The 18,162-nt window shown below is 32.3% G+C and carries 17 protein-coding genes and 1 tRNA gene; 12 read left to right on the top strand and 6 right to left on the bottom strand.

What is annotated here, in order from left to right; genetic code table 11:
* Positions 1 to 6 precede the first annotated feature (6 nt).
* The 12 genes from DPIF8902391_RS09020 to DPIF8902391_RS08965 all read left to right on the top strand — a co-directional run bounded on the left by DPIF8902391_RS09020 (position 7) and on the right by DPIF8902391_RS08965 (position 14,379).
* On the top strand, positions 7 to 2,019 hold the full coding sequence (locus tag DPIF8902391_RS09020) for a penicillin-binding protein (protein WP_242037286.1): 2,013 nt from the start codon (positions 7 to 9) through the stop codon (positions 2,017 to 2,019).
* The gene (locus DPIF8902391_RS09015) at positions 2,020 to 3,486 is read left to right on the top strand and encodes a UDP-N-acetylmuramoyl-L-alanyl-D-glutamate--2,6-diaminopimelate ligase (protein WP_058884181.1); all 1,467 of its coding nucleotides are present in this window, start codon (positions 2,020 to 2,022) and stop codon (positions 3,484 to 3,486) included.
* On the top strand, positions 3,487 to 4,713 hold the full coding sequence (gene mraY, locus DPIF8902391_RS09010; protein ID WP_058884182.1) for a phospho-N-acetylmuramoyl-pentapeptide-transferase: 1,227 nt from the start codon (positions 3,487 to 3,489) through the stop codon (positions 4,711 to 4,713).
* A 1-nt stretch (position 4,714) separates the two neighbouring features.
* Entirely contained in the window at positions 4,715 to 6,070 is a 1,356-nt protein-coding gene (gene murD, locus DPIF8902391_RS09005) for a UDP-N-acetylmuramoyl-L-alanine--D-glutamate ligase (protein WP_058884183.1), read from the top strand.
* A gap of 14 nt (positions 6,071 to 6,084) precedes the next feature.
* Entirely contained in the window at positions 6,085 to 7,275 is a 1,191-nt protein-coding gene (locus DPIF8902391_RS09000; RefSeq protein ID WP_172505626.1) for an FtsW/RodA/SpoVE family cell cycle protein, read from the top strand.
* Complete coding sequence (gene murG, locus DPIF8902391_RS08995; RefSeq protein WP_172505610.1) at positions 7,259 to 8,350, top strand: undecaprenyldiphospho-muramoylpentapeptide beta-N-acetylglucosaminyltransferase; 1,092 nt, start codon at positions 7,259 to 7,261, stop codon at positions 8,348 to 8,350. The genes DPIF8902391_RS09000 and murG overlap by 17 nt, the downstream gene beginning before the upstream one ends.
* A 3-nt stretch (positions 8,351 to 8,353) precedes the next feature.
* Positions 8,354 to 9,712 carry a UDP-N-acetylmuramate--L-alanine ligase gene (gene murC, locus DPIF8902391_RS08990; RefSeq protein ID WP_058884185.1) on the top strand — a complete coding sequence of 453 codons (1,359 nt, stop codon included), beginning with the start codon at positions 8,354 to 8,356 and terminating at the stop codon, positions 9,710 to 9,712.
* A gap of 2 nt (positions 9,713 to 9,714) precedes the next feature.
* The gene (locus DPIF8902391_RS08985; protein WP_058884186.1) at positions 9,715 to 10,458 is read left to right on the top strand and encodes a cell division protein FtsQ/DivIB; all 744 of its coding nucleotides are present in this window, start codon (positions 9,715 to 9,717) and stop codon (positions 10,456 to 10,458) included.
* Positions 10,445 to 11,794: a cell division protein FtsA gene (gene ftsA / locus DPIF8902391_RS08980; RefSeq protein WP_058884187.1), complete on the top strand. Its 1,350-nt coding sequence runs from the start codon at positions 10,445 to 10,447 to the stop codon at positions 11,792 to 11,794. The genes DPIF8902391_RS08985 and ftsA overlap by 14 nt, the downstream gene beginning before the upstream one ends.
* A gap of 85 nt (positions 11,795 to 11,879) precedes the next feature.
* Positions 11,880 to 13,766, top strand: a complete 1,887-nt coding sequence (gene ftsZ, locus DPIF8902391_RS08975; RefSeq protein WP_172505609.1) for a cell division protein FtsZ — start codon at positions 11,880 to 11,882, stop codon at positions 13,764 to 13,766.
* Positions 13,767 to 13,837: 71 nt separating this feature from the next.
* Positions 13,838 to 14,287 (top strand): GatB/YqeY domain-containing protein, encoded by a 450-nt coding sequence (locus tag DPIF8902391_RS08970; protein ID WP_172505608.1) that lies wholly within the window; start codon positions 13,838 to 13,840, stop codon positions 14,285 to 14,287.
* 15 nt (positions 14,288 to 14,302) lie between these two features.
* Positions 14,303 to 14,379 (top strand) — tRNA-Arg (locus DPIF8902391_RS08965).
* A gap of 700 nt (positions 14,380 to 15,079) precedes the next feature.
* On the opposite strand, the gene DPIF8902391_RS08960 is transcribed toward DPIF8902391_RS08965, so the two are convergent.
* The 6 genes from DPIF8902391_RS08960 to DPIF8902391_RS08935 are packed head-to-tail and all read right to left on the bottom strand — an operon-like array spanning position 15,080 to position 18,029.
* Complete coding sequence (locus DPIF8902391_RS08960; RefSeq protein WP_172505607.1) at positions 15,080 to 15,445, bottom strand: hypothetical protein; 366 nt, start codon at positions 15,443 to 15,445, stop codon at positions 15,080 to 15,082.
* Positions 15,446 to 15,474: 29 nt separating this feature from the next.
* Complete coding sequence (locus tag DPIF8902391_RS08955; RefSeq protein WP_172505606.1) at positions 15,475 to 15,735, bottom strand: hypothetical protein; 261 nt, start codon at positions 15,733 to 15,735, stop codon at positions 15,475 to 15,477.
* Positions 15,725 to 17,161 carry a hypothetical protein gene (locus tag DPIF8902391_RS08950; RefSeq protein ID WP_172505605.1) on the bottom strand — a complete coding sequence of 479 codons (1,437 nt, stop codon included), beginning with the start codon at positions 17,159 to 17,161 and terminating at the stop codon, positions 15,725 to 15,727. The genes DPIF8902391_RS08955 and DPIF8902391_RS08950 overlap by 11 nt, the downstream gene beginning before the upstream one ends.
* Positions 17,162 to 17,428 carry a hypothetical protein gene (locus DPIF8902391_RS08945; protein ID WP_172505604.1) on the bottom strand — a complete coding sequence of 89 codons (267 nt, stop codon included), beginning with the start codon at positions 17,426 to 17,428 and terminating at the stop codon, positions 17,162 to 17,164. It lies immediately after the preceding gene.
* Entirely contained in the window at positions 17,416 to 17,751 is a 336-nt protein-coding gene (locus DPIF8902391_RS08940) for a hypothetical protein (protein WP_172505603.1), read from the bottom strand. The genes DPIF8902391_RS08945 and DPIF8902391_RS08940 overlap by 13 nt, the downstream gene beginning before the upstream one ends.
* A complete protein-coding gene (locus tag DPIF8902391_RS08935; RefSeq protein ID WP_101907160.1) occupies positions 17,748 to 18,029 on the bottom strand; it encodes a MerR family transcriptional regulator in 282 nt (93 codons plus the stop codon). The genes DPIF8902391_RS08940 and DPIF8902391_RS08935 overlap by 4 nt, the downstream gene beginning before the upstream one ends.
* Between the last annotated feature and the right edge of the window lie 133 nt (positions 18,030 to 18,162).

Here is an 18,162-nt window from a genome sequence, read left to right as displayed (position 1 = left end):
TTAAAAATGGTTATAAAAAAAAGCATATTAAACAGGCTCTATGTGGTGGTAGTTTTAATGACGCTTTTTTTATTGTTTATTATTTTTAGGGTTATTAAACTTCAATATTTCGATGGCGACAAGTATCGTAAGCTTTCTTTAGAAAAAACAGTAAAAAACGATACCATATTTGCTAATAGAGGAAATGTGTATGCGGCTGATGGAAATCTGCTAGCAACTTCGATCACAAAATATACCATTAGAATGGATGCTGTTGTGGTAAAATCGGCGGTGTTTGAAAAAAACATACGTGCTTTATCGGACTCATTATCTAAAATGTTAGGAAAACCTGCTCGTTATTATCAAGATAAAATTAGACGGGCTCGAAAACGAAAAAATCGCTATTTATTAATTGCCCGAAACGTTGGGTATAATAATTGTGCGAAAATGAGAACTTTTCCAATTTTTAACGAGGGTATTTATAGGGGTGGTTTTATTGCTGAACAAAGTACGGTTAGAGTGCATCCTATCGGTAAGATTGCTGCCCGAACAATTGGCTACGACAATAAAAAAGGAGGCGCGGGTATTGAAGGTGCTTTTGCCGATTATATGCAAGGTGAAAACGGTTGGCGTTTAAAGCAAAAAATTGCCAAAGGGCAATGGAAACCTATTAATGATGTTAATGAAAAAGAACCCGTTGATGGTAGTGATGTTATTACCACGATTGACGTTAATATTCAAGATATTACCCATCATGCGTTGCTTAGGCAGTTGAATTATTTCGAAGCAGACCACGGATGTGCCGTAGTAATGGAGGTTAAAACAGGTGAAATTAAAGCGATTTCTAATTTAGGAAGAACATCCGAAGGAAAATATTACGAAAAAAGAAATTATGCGGTTTGGGAAAGTCATGAGCCTGGTTCTACGTTTAAATTAGCGAGTTTAATGGCTGTTCTAGAAGACCGAGTTGCGGATACTTCTGACGTTGTTGATTGTGGAAATGGTAGAATTTTTATCAACAATAGAAAGGTAGAAGATAGTAAAAATGGCGGTCATGGTAAAATTTCATTGGCACGTATTTTTGAGGTTTCATCAAATGTTGGAATTGTAAAAACGATTCGAAAAAATTATGATAAAAATCCGCAGAATTTTATAAAACGAATTGAATCTTTTGGCTTAGATAAACTTACCGATGTTAAAATAAAAGGAGAAGGAAAACCATATATTCCAAATCCTTCAGAAAAAAGTTGGAGTCCGATTTCATTAGAATGGATGGCTTGGGGGTATGGAGTTCATTTAACAGCCCTACAAACATTAACTTTTTATAATGCAGTAGCAAATAATGGAAAATTAGTGAAACCTTATTTTGTAAAAGAATTAAGGATGGGTGGTAAGGTTGAGGAACGTTTTGAAACGGTTGTTTTAAAAGAAAAAATTGCCTCTCAAAACACCATTAATAAAGTTAGAAAGGTAATGGAAAATGTGGTGAAAAAAGGAACAGCTGAAAGTATGTATTCTTCACGATTTTCTATGGCAGGAAAAACAGGAACAGCTAAAAAATGGATTCCTAAACATAAAAATAAATCGGGTAAAACGGTTTATGGGCATTATTCTAATAAAAAATATGTAGCTTCTTTTGTTGGTTTTTTTCCTGCGGATAAACCTAAATATTCATGTATTGTAGTGGTGCATAGCCCCGATAAAGACAAAGGATATTATGGTGCTAAGGTTGCTGCACCAGTATTTAAAGATATTGCTCAAAAAATTTATACTACAACGCCTATTAACAATCAATTAGTATCTGATGAAATTTCGTCAGAAAGTATTGATAAAGAATATCAAGATTATTACAATAAATTAATAAAATATAAAACGATTATGCCTAAAGTGATAGGTATGAGCGCTATGGATGCCATTGCATTATTAGAAAATATGGGGTTACATGTAGAGTTTTCAGGAATGGGAAAAGTAACAGAACAATCTATTGATAATGGTGTAAAAGTATCAAAAGGAGCAACCGTTTATTTAAAGTTATTATAATTGAAAAAATTAAAAGACATATTATATAAAGTATCTGTAAATAAAATTTATGGAACTATTCAAGCAAGTATCAATGAAGTAGTGTTTGATAGCCGCTTGGTACAAAAAAACGATGTATTTATTGCTCAAAAAGGCGGTACTGTTGATGGGCATCAATTTATAGAAAAAGCTATTGATTTAGGGGCGACAGTTATTGTTTGCCAAGATATTCCTTCGGATAAAAAACAAGAGATTACCTATGTTGAGGTAACTGATTCGGATGCTACTTTAGCAATTATGGCGGCTAATTTTTATGATAATCCATCAAAAAAATTGCAATTAGTAGGAATTACAGGAACCAATGGAAAAACAACGATTGCTAGTTTATTGTATCAACTTTTTAAAAAAGCGGGGCATAAAGTAGGCTTGTTATCTACCGTAAAAATTATGGTTGATGATAAAGAGCATAAAGCAACGCATACCACACCAAATTCATTAGCGATAAACAAGTATTTATCATTAATGATTGATGCAGGAGTAACTCATTGTTTTATGGAAGTGAGTTCGCATGGAATTCATCAAAAACGTACCGAAGGTTTACATTTTGTAGGGGGTGTTTTTACCAATTTATCGCACGATCATTTAGATTATCATAAAACGTTTGCAGAATATAGAGATGTTAAAAAATCATTTTTTGATGTTTTGCCAAAATCGGCATTTGCCTTGGTAAATATTGATGATAAAAATGGGCAAATAATGTTGCAAAACACCAAAGCTAAAAAGCAAACTTATGCTTTAAAAACTCTTGCTGATTTTAAAGGAAAGGTATTAGAAAAACGTTTTTCAGGAAGTTTATTATATATAAATACTGTTGAGGTTTGGACAAAATTAATTGGTGAATTTAACGCCTCTAATTTGTTAGCTATTTTTGGTGTTGCTAATTTATTAGGATTAGAAAAACTAGAAACATTAAGGTTAATAAGCGATTTAGAAAGCGTTAGCGGTCGTTTTGAATATGTTATTTCAGGCGATGGAGTAACTGCCGTTGTTGATTATGCACACACACCAGATGCGTTGAAAAATGTATTGCAAACAATTAATGATATTCGTACAGATACTCAAAATATTTTTACTGTTGTAGGTTGCGGTGGCGATAGAGATACCACAAAACGACCAAAAATGGCACTAATTGCGGCGCAATTAAGTAGTCAGGCAATATTTACTTCAGATAATCCTCGAACTGAAAATCCGCAGCTAATTATTGATCAAATGGAAGCAGGAGTATCGGCTGAAAACTATAAAAAAACACTATCAGTTTTAAATAGAAAACAAGCAATAAAAACAGCATGTAAATTAGCCAAAACAGGAGATATTATATTAATTGCAGGAAAGGGACATGAAGATTATCAAGAAATAAATGGTGTAAAACATCATTTTGATGATTTGGAGGAAGTGAAAAATTGTTTTAATCAACTAAAAAAAGCATAAATGCTATATTATATATTTCAATATTTAGAAAGTGAATTTAACCTAACAGGCGCTAGTGTTTTTCAGTTTATTACCTTTCGTGCAGCAATGGCTTTTATTATGTCATTGTTAATTTCTACTATTTTTGGAAAACGAATTATCAACTTTTTAAGAACATTGCAAATTGGCGAAACGGTACGTGATTTAGGTTTAGCAGGACAGGTTCAAAAAGCAGGAACACCAACAATGGGAGGGCTTATTATTATCCTTGCTACTTTAGTTCCGGTATTATTATTGGCAAAACTAGAAAATATCTACATCATTATTTTATTGATAACCACTATTTGGATGGGGCTTATCGGTTTTACAGATGATTATATAAAAGTGTTTAAAAAGGATAAAGCAGGTTTAAAAGGGCGCTTTAAAGTGCTAGGACAGGTTGGTTTAGGTATTATTGTTGGGTCTATGTTGTATTTTCATCCAAATGTTACCATGAAAGAACAGCTTCCTGCTAGTCAGCAAACAGAACAAGTTAATGGTAAGATAAAGGTATTTGGAGAGGCGCATAAATCAACAAAAACAACCGTTCCTTTTTTAAAAAATAATGAGTTAGACTATGCAAAAGCACTTAGTTTTTTAGGTGATGATTATCAAAAATACGGTTGGATTGTATTTATATTCGTCGTTGTTTTTATTGTAACAGGAATTTCAAACGGTGCTAATTTAACCGACGGAATAGATGGGCTTGCCGCAGGAACTTCTGCAATTATGGTAATTGCTTTGGCAATATTTGCTTGGGTTTCAGGAAATATCATTTTTGCCGATTATTTAGATGTCATGTATATTCCTAATTCGGGTGAAATGACGGTTTTTATATTCGCTTTTGCGGGTGCTTTAATCGGTTTTCTTTGGTATAATACCTATCCTGCCCAAGTTTTTATGGGCGATACAGGAAGTTTAACAATCGGTGGAATTATAGCCGTAATTGCTATTGCTATTCGTAAAGAATTGCTATTGCCAATATTAGCAGGTATTTTTGTAGTGGAAAATTTATCGGTAATACTTCAAGTTTTTTACTTTAAATATACCAAAAAGAGGTTTGGCGAAGGAAGACGTATTTTTAAGATGGCACCATTACATCATCATTATCAAAAATTAAATTACCACGAAAGTAAAATAGTAACTCGTTTTTGGATTGTTGGAATTTTACTAGCAGTTTTAACCATTGTAACCTTAAAATTAAGATAATATGAAAAGGTTGGTTATTCTTGGCGGTGGAGAAAGTGGTGTTGGAACGGCATTATTGGGTAAGCAAAAAGGTTTTGAGGTTTTTGTTTCTGATAAAGGAACGATTGCTGAAAAATATAAAAAAGTACTTTTAGAGCAGCATATTAATTTCGAAGAAAATAAACATACCGAATCGGCAATTTTTAATGCAGATATTGTTATGAAAAGCCCAGGAATACCTGATAAAATAGCGCTAATACAAGCGTTAATTTTAAAAGGTATAAAAGTGGTTTCTGAAATTGAATTTGCCGCAAAATATACCGCAGCTAAAATAATAGGAATTACAGGTTCAAACGGAAAAACTACGACCACATTATTAACAGGTCATTTGCTTAAAAATGCAGGTTTAAATGTTTGTGTAGGTGGTAATATTGGCGATAGTTTTGCGCAGTTAGTGGCTGAAAAATCACCTGAAAATTACGTGTTAGAATTGAGTAGCTTTCAGTTAGATGGAATTATTGATTTTAGCCCACATATTGCAATTATTACCAATATATCACCCGATCATTTAGATAGGTATGATTATAAGTATGAAAATTATATCAATTCAAAATTTCGCATTACAAAAAATCAAAAAGCAACCGATTTTTTAATTTATGATGCCGATGATAAAGCTATCGAAAGCTGGTTAAGTAATAACCATACAGCAGCTCAAAAAATTCCGTTTTCAATAGAAAGAGAATTAACTTACGGGGCTTTTTTAAGAAATGATACCGTTATTTTAAAGGTAAACTCATCCGAAGAAAAAAAGGATGAAGAAGCAGTTTTAATTAAAATTGACAAGCTTGCATTAAAAGGGAAACATAATATCAAAAATGCAATGTCAGCTGCAATAACTGCAAAATTATTAGCAGTAAGTACTGATGGAATTGCTAAAAGTTTGTCAAATTTTAAAGCTGTTGAGCATCGCTTAGAATATGTAGAAAAAATAAACGGTGTACAATTTATTAACGATAGTAAAGCAACCAATGTGAATGCTGTTTTTTATGCACTAGAATGTGTGAAAACTCCAATAATTTGGGTTGTTGGTGGTGTTGATAAAGGAAATGATTACACCGAATTATTGCCATTCGTAAAACAAAAGGTAAAAGCGATTGTTTGCTTAGGAGAAAATAATCAAAAAATTATAGAAACATTTGATAATATTGTTACTGTTATTATTGAAACTAAAACAGCCGATAAAGCAGTGGCAGTTGCAAGTAAATTAGCAAATTCAGGCGATACTGTTTTGTTATCGCCAGCATGTGCGAGTTTTGATTTATTTAAAAACTATCAAGATAGAGGCACAAAATTTAAAGAAGCAATTAAAAATTTATAAAACCAAACTGATTGATTAAAACTATTTTTAAGCAAATAAAAGGAGATAGAACTATTTGGGCTATTGTGGCATTGCTAGCAATATTTTCATTTATGCCTATATATAGCGCAAGTACGAACTTAGTTTACGTGGTTGGTAATGGCTCTACGCTAGGACATTTGATGAAACATGTTGTCTTATTAATAACTGGTTTTGCCGTTATTTATGGCGTTCATAAAATTCCGTACAGGTATTTTAGTGGTGCGGCAGTTTTAATGCTTCCCGTAGTTGTTTTATTATTGATATTTACCTTGGCACAAGGAAAAATAATAGGCGGTGCAAATGCTAGTAGATGGATTCGGATTCCGTTTGTAGGCATCGGTTTTCAAACTTCTACTTTAGCAGGATTGGTCTTGATGACCTACGTTTCAAGGTATTTGGCAAAGAATAAAGAAAAATTTATAAACTTTAAAGAAAGTTTGTTGCAATTATGGCTGCCTGTTTCTTTAATTTTATTTTTAATACTTCCGGCAAACTTTTCAACAACAGCACTTCTGTTTTTAATGGTATTGCTATTAACTTTTATTGGAGGATATCCATTAAAATATATTGGTAATGTGATTGGTATAGGGGTTCTTTCATTGGTGTTTTTTGTACTGGTAGCAAAGGCTTTCCCAGGGGTAATGCCAAATCGTGTAAATACCTGGCAAAGTAGGATTGAAGGATTTTATAAAACAGATATAAAAGAAAATTATCAAGTAGAAAAAGCAAAAATAGCCATCGTAACAGGTGGGGTGATAGGAAAAGGCCCGGGTAAAAGTGTGCAGAAAAATTTTTTACCACAGTCTTCTTCCGATTTTATATATGCCATTATTATTGAAGAATGGGGGCTTGTAGGTGCTGTGGTAATTGTCGTTATTTATCTGGTATTATTATTAAGAATTTTAATTACCGCTAAACAAACAACGACTATTTTTGGTACACTAATGGTGCTTGCCGTTGGAATACCAATTGTATTTCAAGCAATGGTTAATATGGCAGTTGCCGTAAATATATTACCTGTAACTGGGCAAACACTTCCGTTAATTAGTAGTGGAGGTACATCTATTTGGATGACCTGTTTTGCCTTAGGAATGATATTAAGCGTGAGTGCTTCTCAAAATGAAACAGAAGAAGCTATTTTAGATGATAATCCTTTAAATATTTTACATGAAACAGTCGATTAATGTGATTATAAGCGGCGGTGGAACTGGAGGGCATATTTACCCAGCGATTGCCATTGCAAACGAAATAAAAGAGCGTTATCCATCGGCAAAAATTTTGTTTGTTGGTGCTTCAGATAAAATGGAAATGCAAAAAGTTCCGGAAGCTGGCTATGAAATTAAAGGATTATGGATTTCAGGAATCCAAAGAAAAATTACCTTTAAAAATTTACTTTTTCCTGTGAAATTAGTCCATAGTTTATGGAAAGCACACGTTATTATTAAAAAATTTAAGCCAGATATTGCCATTGGAACAGGTGGTTTTGCAAGCGGACCAACATTAATGGTTGCCGGTAAAAAAAACATTCCAACCCTGGTGCAAGAACAAAATTCTTACCCAGGAATTACCAATAAATTACTAAGTAAAAAAGCGCATAAAATATGTGTTGCTTACGATGGTTTAGAGCGTTTTTTTTCGAAGGATAAAATTATCAAAACAGGAAATCCCGTACGACAAGATTTATTGAACATTACCGAGAAAACATCCGAAGGAAAAACTTTTTTTAAATTAAATAAAACTAAAAAAACAATTTTAATTTTAGGAGGAAGCTTAGGCGCTCGAAAAATAAATGAATTAATTGAAGCAAATTTAGATTTTTTTAAGGCTCAAAACGTGCAGTTAATTTGGCAGTGTGGAAAACTTTATATTGACGATTATAAGCGTTATAATAATTTAGAAAACGTGCAAGTTCATGCCTTTTTAAATAAAATGGATTTAGCGTATGCTGCTGCCGATTTTATAATATCAAGAGCAGGAGCAAGTTCGGTTTCTGAATTATGTATTGTTGGTAAGCCTACTGTTTTTATTCCGTCGCCAAATGTAGCGGAAGATCATCAAACTAAAAATGCCAAAGCAATTGTTGATAAAAATGGCGCGATTTTGGTGGTAGAAAAAGAACTGACAGAATTTTCAAAAGTATTGGAAATATTGTTAAAAGATACCAAAAAACAAGCCGATTTAAGTAGAAATATGAAAAAATTGGCATTGCCAAAGGCAACAAGAGATATTGTTAACGAAATAGAAAAATTAATTAATTAATTAGTGAATTTAAAAGAAATACATAACGTCTATTTTATAGGAATTGGAGGAATTGGTATGAGTGCAATTGCGCGTTATTTTTCTGTAAACGGAAAAAACGTATTTGGTTACGATAAAACGCCAAGCCCGATTACTAAAAAATTAGCAACTATTGGCGTAAAAATTCACTTTGAAGATGGAGTGGAAAACATACCGCTTTCTTGTTTAGATACTCAAAAAACACTGGTTGTTTACACACCCGCAATTCCGAGTACACATCAAGAATTGACTTATTTTAAAAAGAATGGCTTTACGATTTTAAAAAGGGCTGAAATTTTAGGTGAAATTACCAAAAATACTCAATGTTTAGCTGTTGCAGGAACGCATGGTAAAACAACAACATCGGCAATTTTAGGGCATATTATGCAGCCTGAAAAAGCCACGTCTTTTTTAGGCGGAATTTCAGAAAATTACAATTCAAATTTAATTTTAGGAGAAGATAAAATATCGGTTGTAGAGGCTGATGAATTTGATAGATCGTTTTTAAAATTATCGCCAAATATTGCTTGTATTACTTCTATGGATGCCGATCATTTAGATATTTATGGTGAAAATGAAATGCTACAAGAATCTTTTAAAGCCTTTGCAAATAAGGTTTCTGATACTTTAATTGTAGCAAAAGGACTGCCATTAAAAGGGTTAACTTATGCGATAAATGAAGCTGCCGATTATAGGGCATATAACGTAAAAATAGGAACAGGTGCTTATGTTTTTGATGTAGATACTCCTACAGAAACTATAAAAAATATTACCTTTAATTTACCAGGAAAACACAACATGATGAACGCTTTAGCTGCTTTAGCAATGGCAGATGTTTATGGTGTTACGTTAGAAGATATTAAAAATCAGTTGAAAACTTTTACGGGCGTTCAGCGTAGGTTTTCCTATAAGATTAAAACAGAAAATTTAGTATTGATAGATGATTATGCGCATCATCCAACGGAAATAAATGCTGTAATTAGTTCAGTAAGAGAAATGTATCCGAATCAAAAAATATTAGGAGTTTTTCAGCCGCATTTATTTAGCAGAACAAAAGATTTTGTAACTGATTTTGCCCAGGCTCTTTCGAGGTTTGATGACTTACTTTTGTTAGATATTTATCCTGCAAGAGAATTACCTATAAAAGGGGTAACATCATCTTGGTTATTAGAACAGGTGAAATTAAAAAATAAAACGTTAATTTCGAAGGATAAATTAAGTGACGAAATTTTGAAAAATGGGTCTAATATCATAGTTATGATTGGTGCGGGCGATATCGGTTTATTAGTAGCTGGTATAAGAGATGATTTGGTCCAAAAAAATAAAAATAAACATAAAAATTAACGATGAAAACACTGGCTACATATGTATCTTTTTTCTTATTGTTGCTTTTTTTAGGGTTTTTATATGGATTTACAAGTAATAAAAACGGTTTAAAAGAGGTGAAAAACACCGTAGTTGAATTTGAAGAGGGTGATAATAACTTTTTGACGCACAGTATGGTTGATAAAATGTTAATACAAAATAGCGGCTTTGTTAAAAATCAACGAAAAAGAGTGGTAAATTTACATTTTTTAGAAACGAATGTTTTAGGGAATCCTTATGTTGAAAAAGCAACTGTTTATTTGACCATTGACGGTGTATTGAAAACATTGATAAAACAACGTAAACCAATAGCTCGTATTGTAAATAAAAATGCGTCTTATTATATTGATGAATTTGGCGTTGAAATTCCGTTATCATCAAATTTTTCGGCAAGAGTGCCGTTAATATCAGGAGTGAGTAGCAATGCGCAAGATATAGCAGCGTTAATACAGTTGATAAAAAAAATTGAAAACTATAATTTTTTTAGTAAAGAAATTGTAGCAATTCAAAAAAATAGAGAAAAGGAATATATATTTACCGTTCGTAGTGGTAGTTATAAAATAATTTTTGGAAAGTTAGAAAACGAAGCGATTAAGTTTAAAAAACTCATCGCATTTTATAATAAAGCATTGATTGATAAAACAATTAAAAAATATAAGACAATAAATGTAAAATACCACAACCAAGTTGTGTGCACAAAACAGAAGCAAGATGAAAAACAATAAAATTGCCGTTGGTTTAGATATTGGTACTACCAAAATTGTAGCAATGATTGGTCGTAAGAATGAATACGATAAATTAGAGGTTTTGGGTATTGGTAAAGCTAAAAGTTTAGGTGTAAAACGTGGTGTTGTAAACAATATTACGCAAACAATTGAATCTATAGAGCAGGCAGTTAATGAAGCGCAAAGTATTTCAGGGCAATCTATAGAAAATGTAGTTGTAGGTATTGCAGGGCAACATATTAGAAGTTTACATCACAGTGATTATATTACGCGTGAAAAGTCTGATGTGGTAATTAGTGATGCCGATATTGAAAGTTTGGTAGGGCAGGTACATAAATTAGTAATGTTACCTGGTGAAGAAATTATTCATGTTTTGCCACAAGAATTTAAAGTAGATAGTCAGTCAGATATTAAAGAACCTATCGGGATGTATGGCGGACGATTAGAAGCCAATTTTCATGTAGTTGTAGGTCAAATTTCTTCTATTAGAAATATTGGCAGATGCGTAAAAAGTGTTGGCTTAAATTTATCAGAAATCACTTTAGAGCCATTAGCATCGGCAGCAGCGGTACTAAGTCAAGAAGAAAAAGAGGCAGGAGTTGCTTTGATTGATATTGGTGGTGGTACTACTGATTTAGCCATATTTAAAGACGGTGTTATTCGTCATACAGCTGTAGTTCCTTTTGGAGGAAATGTAATTACTGAAGATATAAAAGAAGGCTGTTCAATTATTGAAAAGCAAGCAGAGTTATTAAAAGTGAAATTTGGATCTGCATGGCCGGGAGAAAATAAAGAAACAGAAATTGTTTCTATACCTGGTTTAAGAGGTAGAGAGCCAAAAGAAATTACCCTTAAAAATTTATCAAAAATAATTCATGCAAGAGTACAAGAAATTATAGAGCATGTATATTTAGAGATAAAAAATTATGGGCATGAAACCGAAAAAGGAAAACTAATTGCAGGAATTGTATTAACAGGTGGTGGATCGCAGTTAAAACATTTACGACAATTAGTAGAATATATAACAGGAATGGACGTTCGTATAGGATACCCAGATGAGCATTTAGCAGATGATTCTGACCAAGCTTTATCTAGCCCAGCATATGCAACCGCTGTCGGTTTGCTAATGGAAGGCTTAAAAAAGGAGGTAAAAGAAGTGCCTGAAGAGGTTATTCCTGAGGAACCAGTAACATCTGAAGATGAAAACGAAATCGATAATGAAGCGTTTTTAGAAGAAGAGGTAAAGCAAGAAAAATATAAAGCGAAAGAGAAATCTAAATCTTTTTTTGATAAATTTACAGAAAGATTTAAAGATTTCTTAGACAACGCAGAATAAGTTATTATAAAAATAAAACAAAACTAAAAACACCTTTTATCCCCTCAAAATAGAAGTGTAAATAAAAATTATAAAAAGGAAAGTTATGAGCACAGAATTCAATAACATTTCATTCGATATGCCAAAAACACAGTCGAATGCTATTAAAGTGATTGGTGTTGGTGGGGGAGGAAGTAATGCTGTAGATCACATGTTTAGTAAGCAAATTCACGGAGTAGATTTCGTAATTTGTAATACAGATGCACAAGCGTTAGAAAGCAGTCCGATTCCTAATAAAATTCAATTAGGTGCACATTTAACCTCAGGGTTAGGTGCGGGTGCAAACCCTGATGTTGGAGCGCAAGCAGCTGCCGAAAGTATTCAAGAAATTCAACAAATGCTAAGCACGCATACCAAAATGGTTTTTATTACCGCTGGTATGGGAGGTGGTACCGGTACTGGTGCAGCGCCTATTATTGCTAAAATAGCAAAAGATATGGATATTTTAACGGTAGGAATCGTTACAATGCCGTTTCAATTTGAAGGAAGAAGACGTAGTCAGCAAGCACAAGATGGAATAGATGAACTTCGCAGAAATGTAGATTCTCTTATTGTTATTAATAATAATAAATTAAGAGAGGTTTACGGGAATTTAGGTTTTAAAGCTGGTTTTTCTAAAGCCGATGAGGTTTTAGCAACAGCAGCCAAAGGAATTGCAGAGGTAATTACACATCACTACAAACAAAATATTGATTTACACGATGCCAAAACAGTGCTTTCTAATAGTGGAACTGCTATTATGGGATCAGCAAAAGAAGCAGGTGAAAACCGTGCTAAAAATGCTATTGTAAAAGCGTTGGATTCTCCGTTATTAAACGATAATAAAATTACAGGTGCTAAAAATGTACTGTTGTTAATTATTTCAGGAGTTAACGAAGTAACTTTAGATGAAATAGGTGAAATTAACGAGCATATTCAAGACGAAGCAGGTTATGATGCCAATATTATTATGGGAGTTGGAGAGGATGAAACCCTTGAAGATGGTATTTCTGTAACCATTGTTGCTACAGGTTTTACAGCCGATCAACAAGGAACGATTACCAATACAGAGGTACCTAAAATTGTTCATACTTTAGAAGATGAAGATGCTACAGCCCGTGCTATTGGAAACCGCAAACAAGGCGCATTGGGTGTAAACGAACCACTTTCTGCAAACGAAGCACTTTCTACCGATACACCACGTAGGGTTGTTACTGTTTTAAAGGATGATGATGACGAGCAAGAAGTACCAAGGTTTAAGCCAAACAGACCTACAGATAATATAGCCGCTATAAACGTAGTCTATGATGAAATTACACCAGATACAGTTTCTGAAGATGATTTTATTATTACCAATATAGCCAATCAGGCAAGTGAATATAAAGAAGTGCCACAAGAGCCTTTTGAGCAAGATTTATTATTTGATTTACCTACAAATTCTTATGATGAGGTAGCTCCAAAAACGGAAGCTCCTAGTAACGAATCAAAGGAGATTAAAAATACAAATCCTACTGCCTCAGAAGCAAATCAGCAAGTTGAAAAACGCTATGTTTTAGATACTTTTGATGCAGAGCCTACCATTGGAAAAAGTTCAAAACCTGTAGCTAGAGAAGAAGTTGAAGAAGCGTTGAGATTTCAGGTGAAAACCAAGCAAGAGCCAAATACTCCTAGAAACGAATCAGTTGAAGGTGATATTTCTCCAGAAAGTACTACCATTTCTGAATTGCAAAAAAGAACGAAAGAACGACGTGATAAAATGAAGGGCTATAATTACAAATTTAACGATCAGGTAGGTAAAAATATTGATGAAATAGAGCGTCAGCCTGCTTATAAACGATTAGGTGTCGATATTAATACTGATTCATCAATTAGTAAATCAGACACGAAATTAAATACAGAAAATAACAACTTATCGCGTTCTAATAATTCATTTTTACACGATAATGTAGATTAATAAAGATATCTTTTGAAAATATTTAGAAATTCCCGTTTAATCGGGAATTTTTTAACTTAAAAAAATAAAAAATGGGATTGCAAAAACAAGTTATAGAACAAATGAAAGTAGCCATGAAAGCAAAAGATACCGTTGCATTAACGGCGCTTAGAGCTTTAAAATCTGCTTTTATGATTGCAAATACTCAAACAGGAACAGCTACAGAAATATCAGAAGAAGAAGCGCTTAAAATCATTCAAAAACAAGTGAAACAACGTAAAGATAGTGCCGCTGTTTTTACCGAGCAAAAAAGAGATGATTTAGCAAAACCAGAACTTGAAGAAGCAACAGTTTTAGAGCAGTTCTTGCCTGAAGCTTTATCCGAAGAAGAAATTGCAAAAGTAGTGGCTGAGGTTATTGCCAAAACAAAGGCAACAGGAATGAAAGATATGGGGAAAGTTATGGGAATGGCATCAAAAGAATTAGCAGGAAAAGCCGATGGCGCAACAATATCAGCAATTGTTAAAAAAACATTAGCTTAAATTTTAAGTTAAAATGGCTGCGTAGTTCAACTGGATAGAATATCAGATTTCGGCTCTGATGGTTGGGAGTTCGAATCTCTTCGCGGTCACCACTCAAGTACCTTAACCGACTGTAATACAGCGGTTAGGGTTTTTTAAATTTCGTATTATTCCGAAATAGTTCCGAAAAAGTCCGAAGCTTTGAAAAAAACACTAAAAAACGAACTGTAAAAGAAATCTTGACTGTTTAAAATTTTAAGTCCTATGCAAAGAAATTTTGCACACGGTAAAAAAATAAAGTTCCATCTTAAAACCTCATCTAAAATAAATACATTGATACTGCCAAGGGCTTTAATAAATCATAACAGCAAAATATACTATTGCGTTTTTACAATTGCTTAAATCGTTTGTTTTGATGAGGTTTTTAAATGAAGCTGAACCAATCAAAGTTTTATCTTGAGTAACTAAATTAATATATTAAAACCTCATCTAAAATAAATACATTGATACTGCCAAGGGCTTTAATAAATCATAACAACAAAATATACTATTGCTTTTTTACAATTGCTTAAATCCTTTGTTTTAGATGAGGTAAAAACATTTACAAATTAAAATATCATTACAGTAAATTACCATAATTAACACAAACAAAGGGCGGACACGCTAAAAATGATAATTAAAATTAACATTGAATTACGCTAAATGATGATTAAAGCATTTTAAAGCCCTGTATTTGTGTTTTGATATTCTTTATTTTCTAATTTAATAAGAGGGCTAAGAGTAGCCAAAAAAGCAATAAAAACAGGTAAAACACTACTCTTTGTTTTCAATATCTTTTATACTTTCTAATAAATCAAATTGATAGTTTTTTTCACTAATCAGCATCTTCTTAACTTTGGCAACCTTAGAATGTGAAACACCTGTTTTTATAGCTATTTTACGCAATGAAATACTAGGGTTCTTACTTATTGCATTTGCTATCGTTTTATTTTTCTTTAAAAATTCCGATGATGGTGTTTTAGTTCCTTTTTGTCTGCCTTTGTAATTGCTTTTTGAGTTTTCAATACTTGACGCAATAAACACATTTACACCCTTATTAGTTAAATCCGAAATTGTTTGTATTACTTCCGTAGGTGTTCGCCCTATTTCAGAAACAGAATTAAATATTTTTGTTTTCATTTTCTTACAAAGTGTATTTTTTTAGAGTCCTAAATATTTACATTTTTACTACTAAAAAGATTAGGCGTTTCTTTTTTTACGGACAAATTACTTTCTAACTTTTTTAATTCTCTTTTTGCGGGTGTTCCTAAATACGTGTGAAACGTTCTATAAGAAATTAAAAATTCGGGTTGTATAAACTTCCAATAAAGTTCCTTGTAAGTTATATCTTCATTTTCGTATTGTTTCTGTAATACAATTGTTTGAACTCTTATTATTTTACGATATAGATTTTTCTGATTATATGCCATTTCTTGTATTTATTTCAGATAATAATTTTCTTGCACGGTAACTTCTTAATATAATTGGCGGGGCGTTTTTTCGGTATTCCGTTACTAAAACTTTTTGTACTGACTTAATCCAATCTTTAGACGTTTTTATTTCTGATTGTTTTAGGGTATCAGTATAAATGCCTGAATCTGTTTTATAACTAATCATTAGCCAAAACTTATTTTTAGGGGTCAACTTTAGTAATCTTATTAAATCCTGTTTTTCTTGTACTATTCTTTTTCTGTTTTTCATAGTTCTAATAATTCCGTTAGATATATTATTACATTTCTTATCGCAGTATTTCGCATTTACTCTTTTATGTGAAATATCATTTTCACAACTTTTACAAATACGTTTTTTATTCGCTTTTTTTGGTTGGTATTTTTGGTGGTTTTTAGGTAAAATATTTAGGTTCGTTTTTTGGGGGTTTTGGGGTACGAAATAACCGTTTACATATTCGGTTAATTCGTCCCCTTTTTGGTGCTGTTTTATTTCTTTACAAACACGGTTAATTTGTCCCCTTTTTGGTGCTGTTAGTTCCTTACATTTTTCATCTATTAAAGAACCTATATCTTTATAAGAACTAGAACCGTACTTACTTAATATATCTTTAAACCTAATACGTTGCTTATACCTTTCTTTATTTGTGTAATCCTGCCAATTTCTAGGAGTTGCCCAATACAATACCTTTTTTTGTTGGTGGTTTGTTAAAGCCCTATAATTGATTTTTTTATCATAATAAATAATATCATTCCAACAAGAATGCAAGTCATCGGCTAATCGTTGCATTTTGGTTAAATCCGTTAAATCGGCTAAAGTTTCTATATCGAATTGCTTTTTTAAATAAATATTCTTTAATGCCTTTTTTTCAAAACGTAGAAGATTATCAGAAACACCGTCGGCTTTACCTTTGTTGTATATTTTTAGGCTACTTTGTTGCGGTTGGTCTATTTTTTGCCCATCTCTTTTTCGTTTTATTTCAAAAAATCTAAAGGCATAACCTTTGTACGCTACAACACTATCAACAACTTCTTTTGCGGGAATAAGTGTATAAATATTAACACCGTATTCAAGATTTTGAATTATAGAGGTTAATAATACTATTGAAAACTTAAAAGAAAGTTCTTGTAAAACATCTTGTAAATCATAAAATGTAAAATCATTACGATTATGTATTCCCTTATTAAAATACTTATGTAGCGACCCTTGAAACGTGCCGTATCTTATTCCGTCTGTATCTTTATCAAAATAAATCTTAAATATTAGCCCTTGAAATTCAGCTATACAAGAAAGCCCAACCCTTTCGCTAGTTTCCTCATCTTTATTTGATGAAAATCTAAGCAAAGGATTTTTAGCCCAACTTATAGCCGTATCTTTTGATACTAATATTTTTACACCATCAATCAATTAACTATCTTTTTGCTTGTTTAAATCTTCAACTTCAAAAGTTAGCTCTACTTTTTCGGGAGTATCTTCGGGATCTAAAAACGAATACTTTAAAACTATTTTAGCACCGTAATTTTTAGTTATTAAATCTTTCGGGAACTCTAAACCTCTAAACAAAAGCAATCTTTTAAAATCGGTAATTACTGCCGTTAATGGGTTGTTTTCGCATATCAATACATACGGTTTATTATATTCGTTATATATTCCGTCCGTGGTTATCTTGTACATTTTATAGAAGTGTTTTTTATAGCATATAATAAGCTGACTGCTATTTCATTGTTTAGCTGAATTATTTTCAATGTTTCAGTATAATTATTAACACCTATCAAACATAATTTACAGGCATTACGGACGTTAGAAACACACAAATAAGCCCCTAATAAATTAGGGTGCGGAATTACTGAACTGCCTTTTTTACAAGGTTTCTTATAAGAACCTAAAGCGTTAATTATTTGCTGTACAATGGCGTTTTTAAGTTCCTTTTTATGGCAATTAAATGTTGCCGTTTCATCCATTACGGACTGAATAACCTGTATATTATTTTGTATCATTTTGACTTTTTTAAACATTCTAAAACATCGCTTTTTCTGTAAAATACTTTTGTCCCTACTCTATAAGTTTTTAAAATTCCTTTCTTATTCCAATTAAACAAAGTCACTAGAGATACACTCAAAAAGTCGGCTGTTTGTTGGCGTGTCCAAAATTCAGGCGTTTGCTCCGTTGGGGTGGTTTCTTCATTGGTTAATAATTCCTTTACTGATTTAGCTAATTGGCTTACTAAATCTGCTGATGTAATACCCTCTAAAATGATTTTTTTTGATGCACTCATAATTATATTATTGTTAGTTTTTATTAGATTTAATTAAGAATATTGTAATTATTAACAAGCCGTTTTTATTGGCTTTTAATTAAAGTTACACTTCAAATCGGTATAAAGCAAGTATTTGCAAGGGCTTCGGGCG

It is taken from the genome of Tenacibaculum finnmarkense genomovar ulcerans (genome assembly GCF_900239495.1).
Taxonomy (GTDB): domain Bacteria; phylum Bacteroidota; class Bacteroidia; order Flavobacteriales; family Flavobacteriaceae; genus Polaribacter; species Polaribacter ulcerans.
The sequence above is the reverse complement of the archived record's forward strand: the minus strand, read 5'-3'. Positions and strand labels throughout refer to the sequence as shown.

Coding starts and splice junctions, on each gene's coding strand:
- DPIF8902391_RS09020 (WP_242037286.1), top strand. CDS start 7: ATGGTTATAAAAAAAAGCATATTAAACAGGCTCTATGTGGTGGTAGTT.
- mraY (WP_058884182.1), top strand. CDS start 3,487: ATGCTATATTATATATTTCAATATTTAGAAAGTGAATTTAACCTAACA.
- murD (WP_058884183.1), top strand. CDS start 4,715: ATGAAAAGGTTGGTTATTCTTGGCGGTGGAGAAAGTGGTGTTGGAACG.
- murG (WP_172505610.1), top strand. CDS start 7,259: ATGAAACAGTCGATTAATGTGATTATAAGCGGCGGTGGAACTGGAGGG.
- DPIF8902391_RS08985 (WP_058884186.1), top strand. CDS start 9,715: ATGAAAACACTGGCTACATATGTATCTTTTTTCTTATTGTTGCTTTTT.
- ftsA (WP_058884187.1), top strand. CDS start 10,445: ATGAAAAACAATAAAATTGCCGTTGGTTTAGATATTGGTACTACCAAA.
- ftsZ (WP_172505609.1), top strand. CDS start 11,880: ATGAGCACAGAATTCAATAACATTTCATTCGATATGCCAAAAACACAG.
- DPIF8902391_RS08970 (WP_172505608.1), top strand. CDS start 13,838: ATGGGATTGCAAAAACAAGTTATAGAACAAATGAAAGTAGCCATGAAA.
- DPIF8902391_RS08960 (WP_172505607.1), bottom strand. CDS start 15,445: ATGAAAACAAAAATATTTAATTCTGTTTCTGAAATAGGGCGAACACCT.
- DPIF8902391_RS08955 (WP_172505606.1), bottom strand. CDS start 15,735: ATGGCATATAATCAGAAAAATCTATATCGTAAAATAATAAGAGTTCAA.
- DPIF8902391_RS08945 (WP_172505604.1), bottom strand. CDS start 17,428: ATGTACAAGATAACCACGGACGGAATATATAACGAATATAATAAACCG.
- DPIF8902391_RS08940 (WP_172505603.1), bottom strand. CDS start 17,751: ATGATACAAAATAATATACAGGTTATTCAGTCCGTAATGGATGAAACG.
- DPIF8902391_RS08935 (WP_101907160.1), bottom strand. CDS start 18,029: ATGAGTGCATCAAAAAAAATCATTTTAGAGGGTATTACATCAGCAGAT.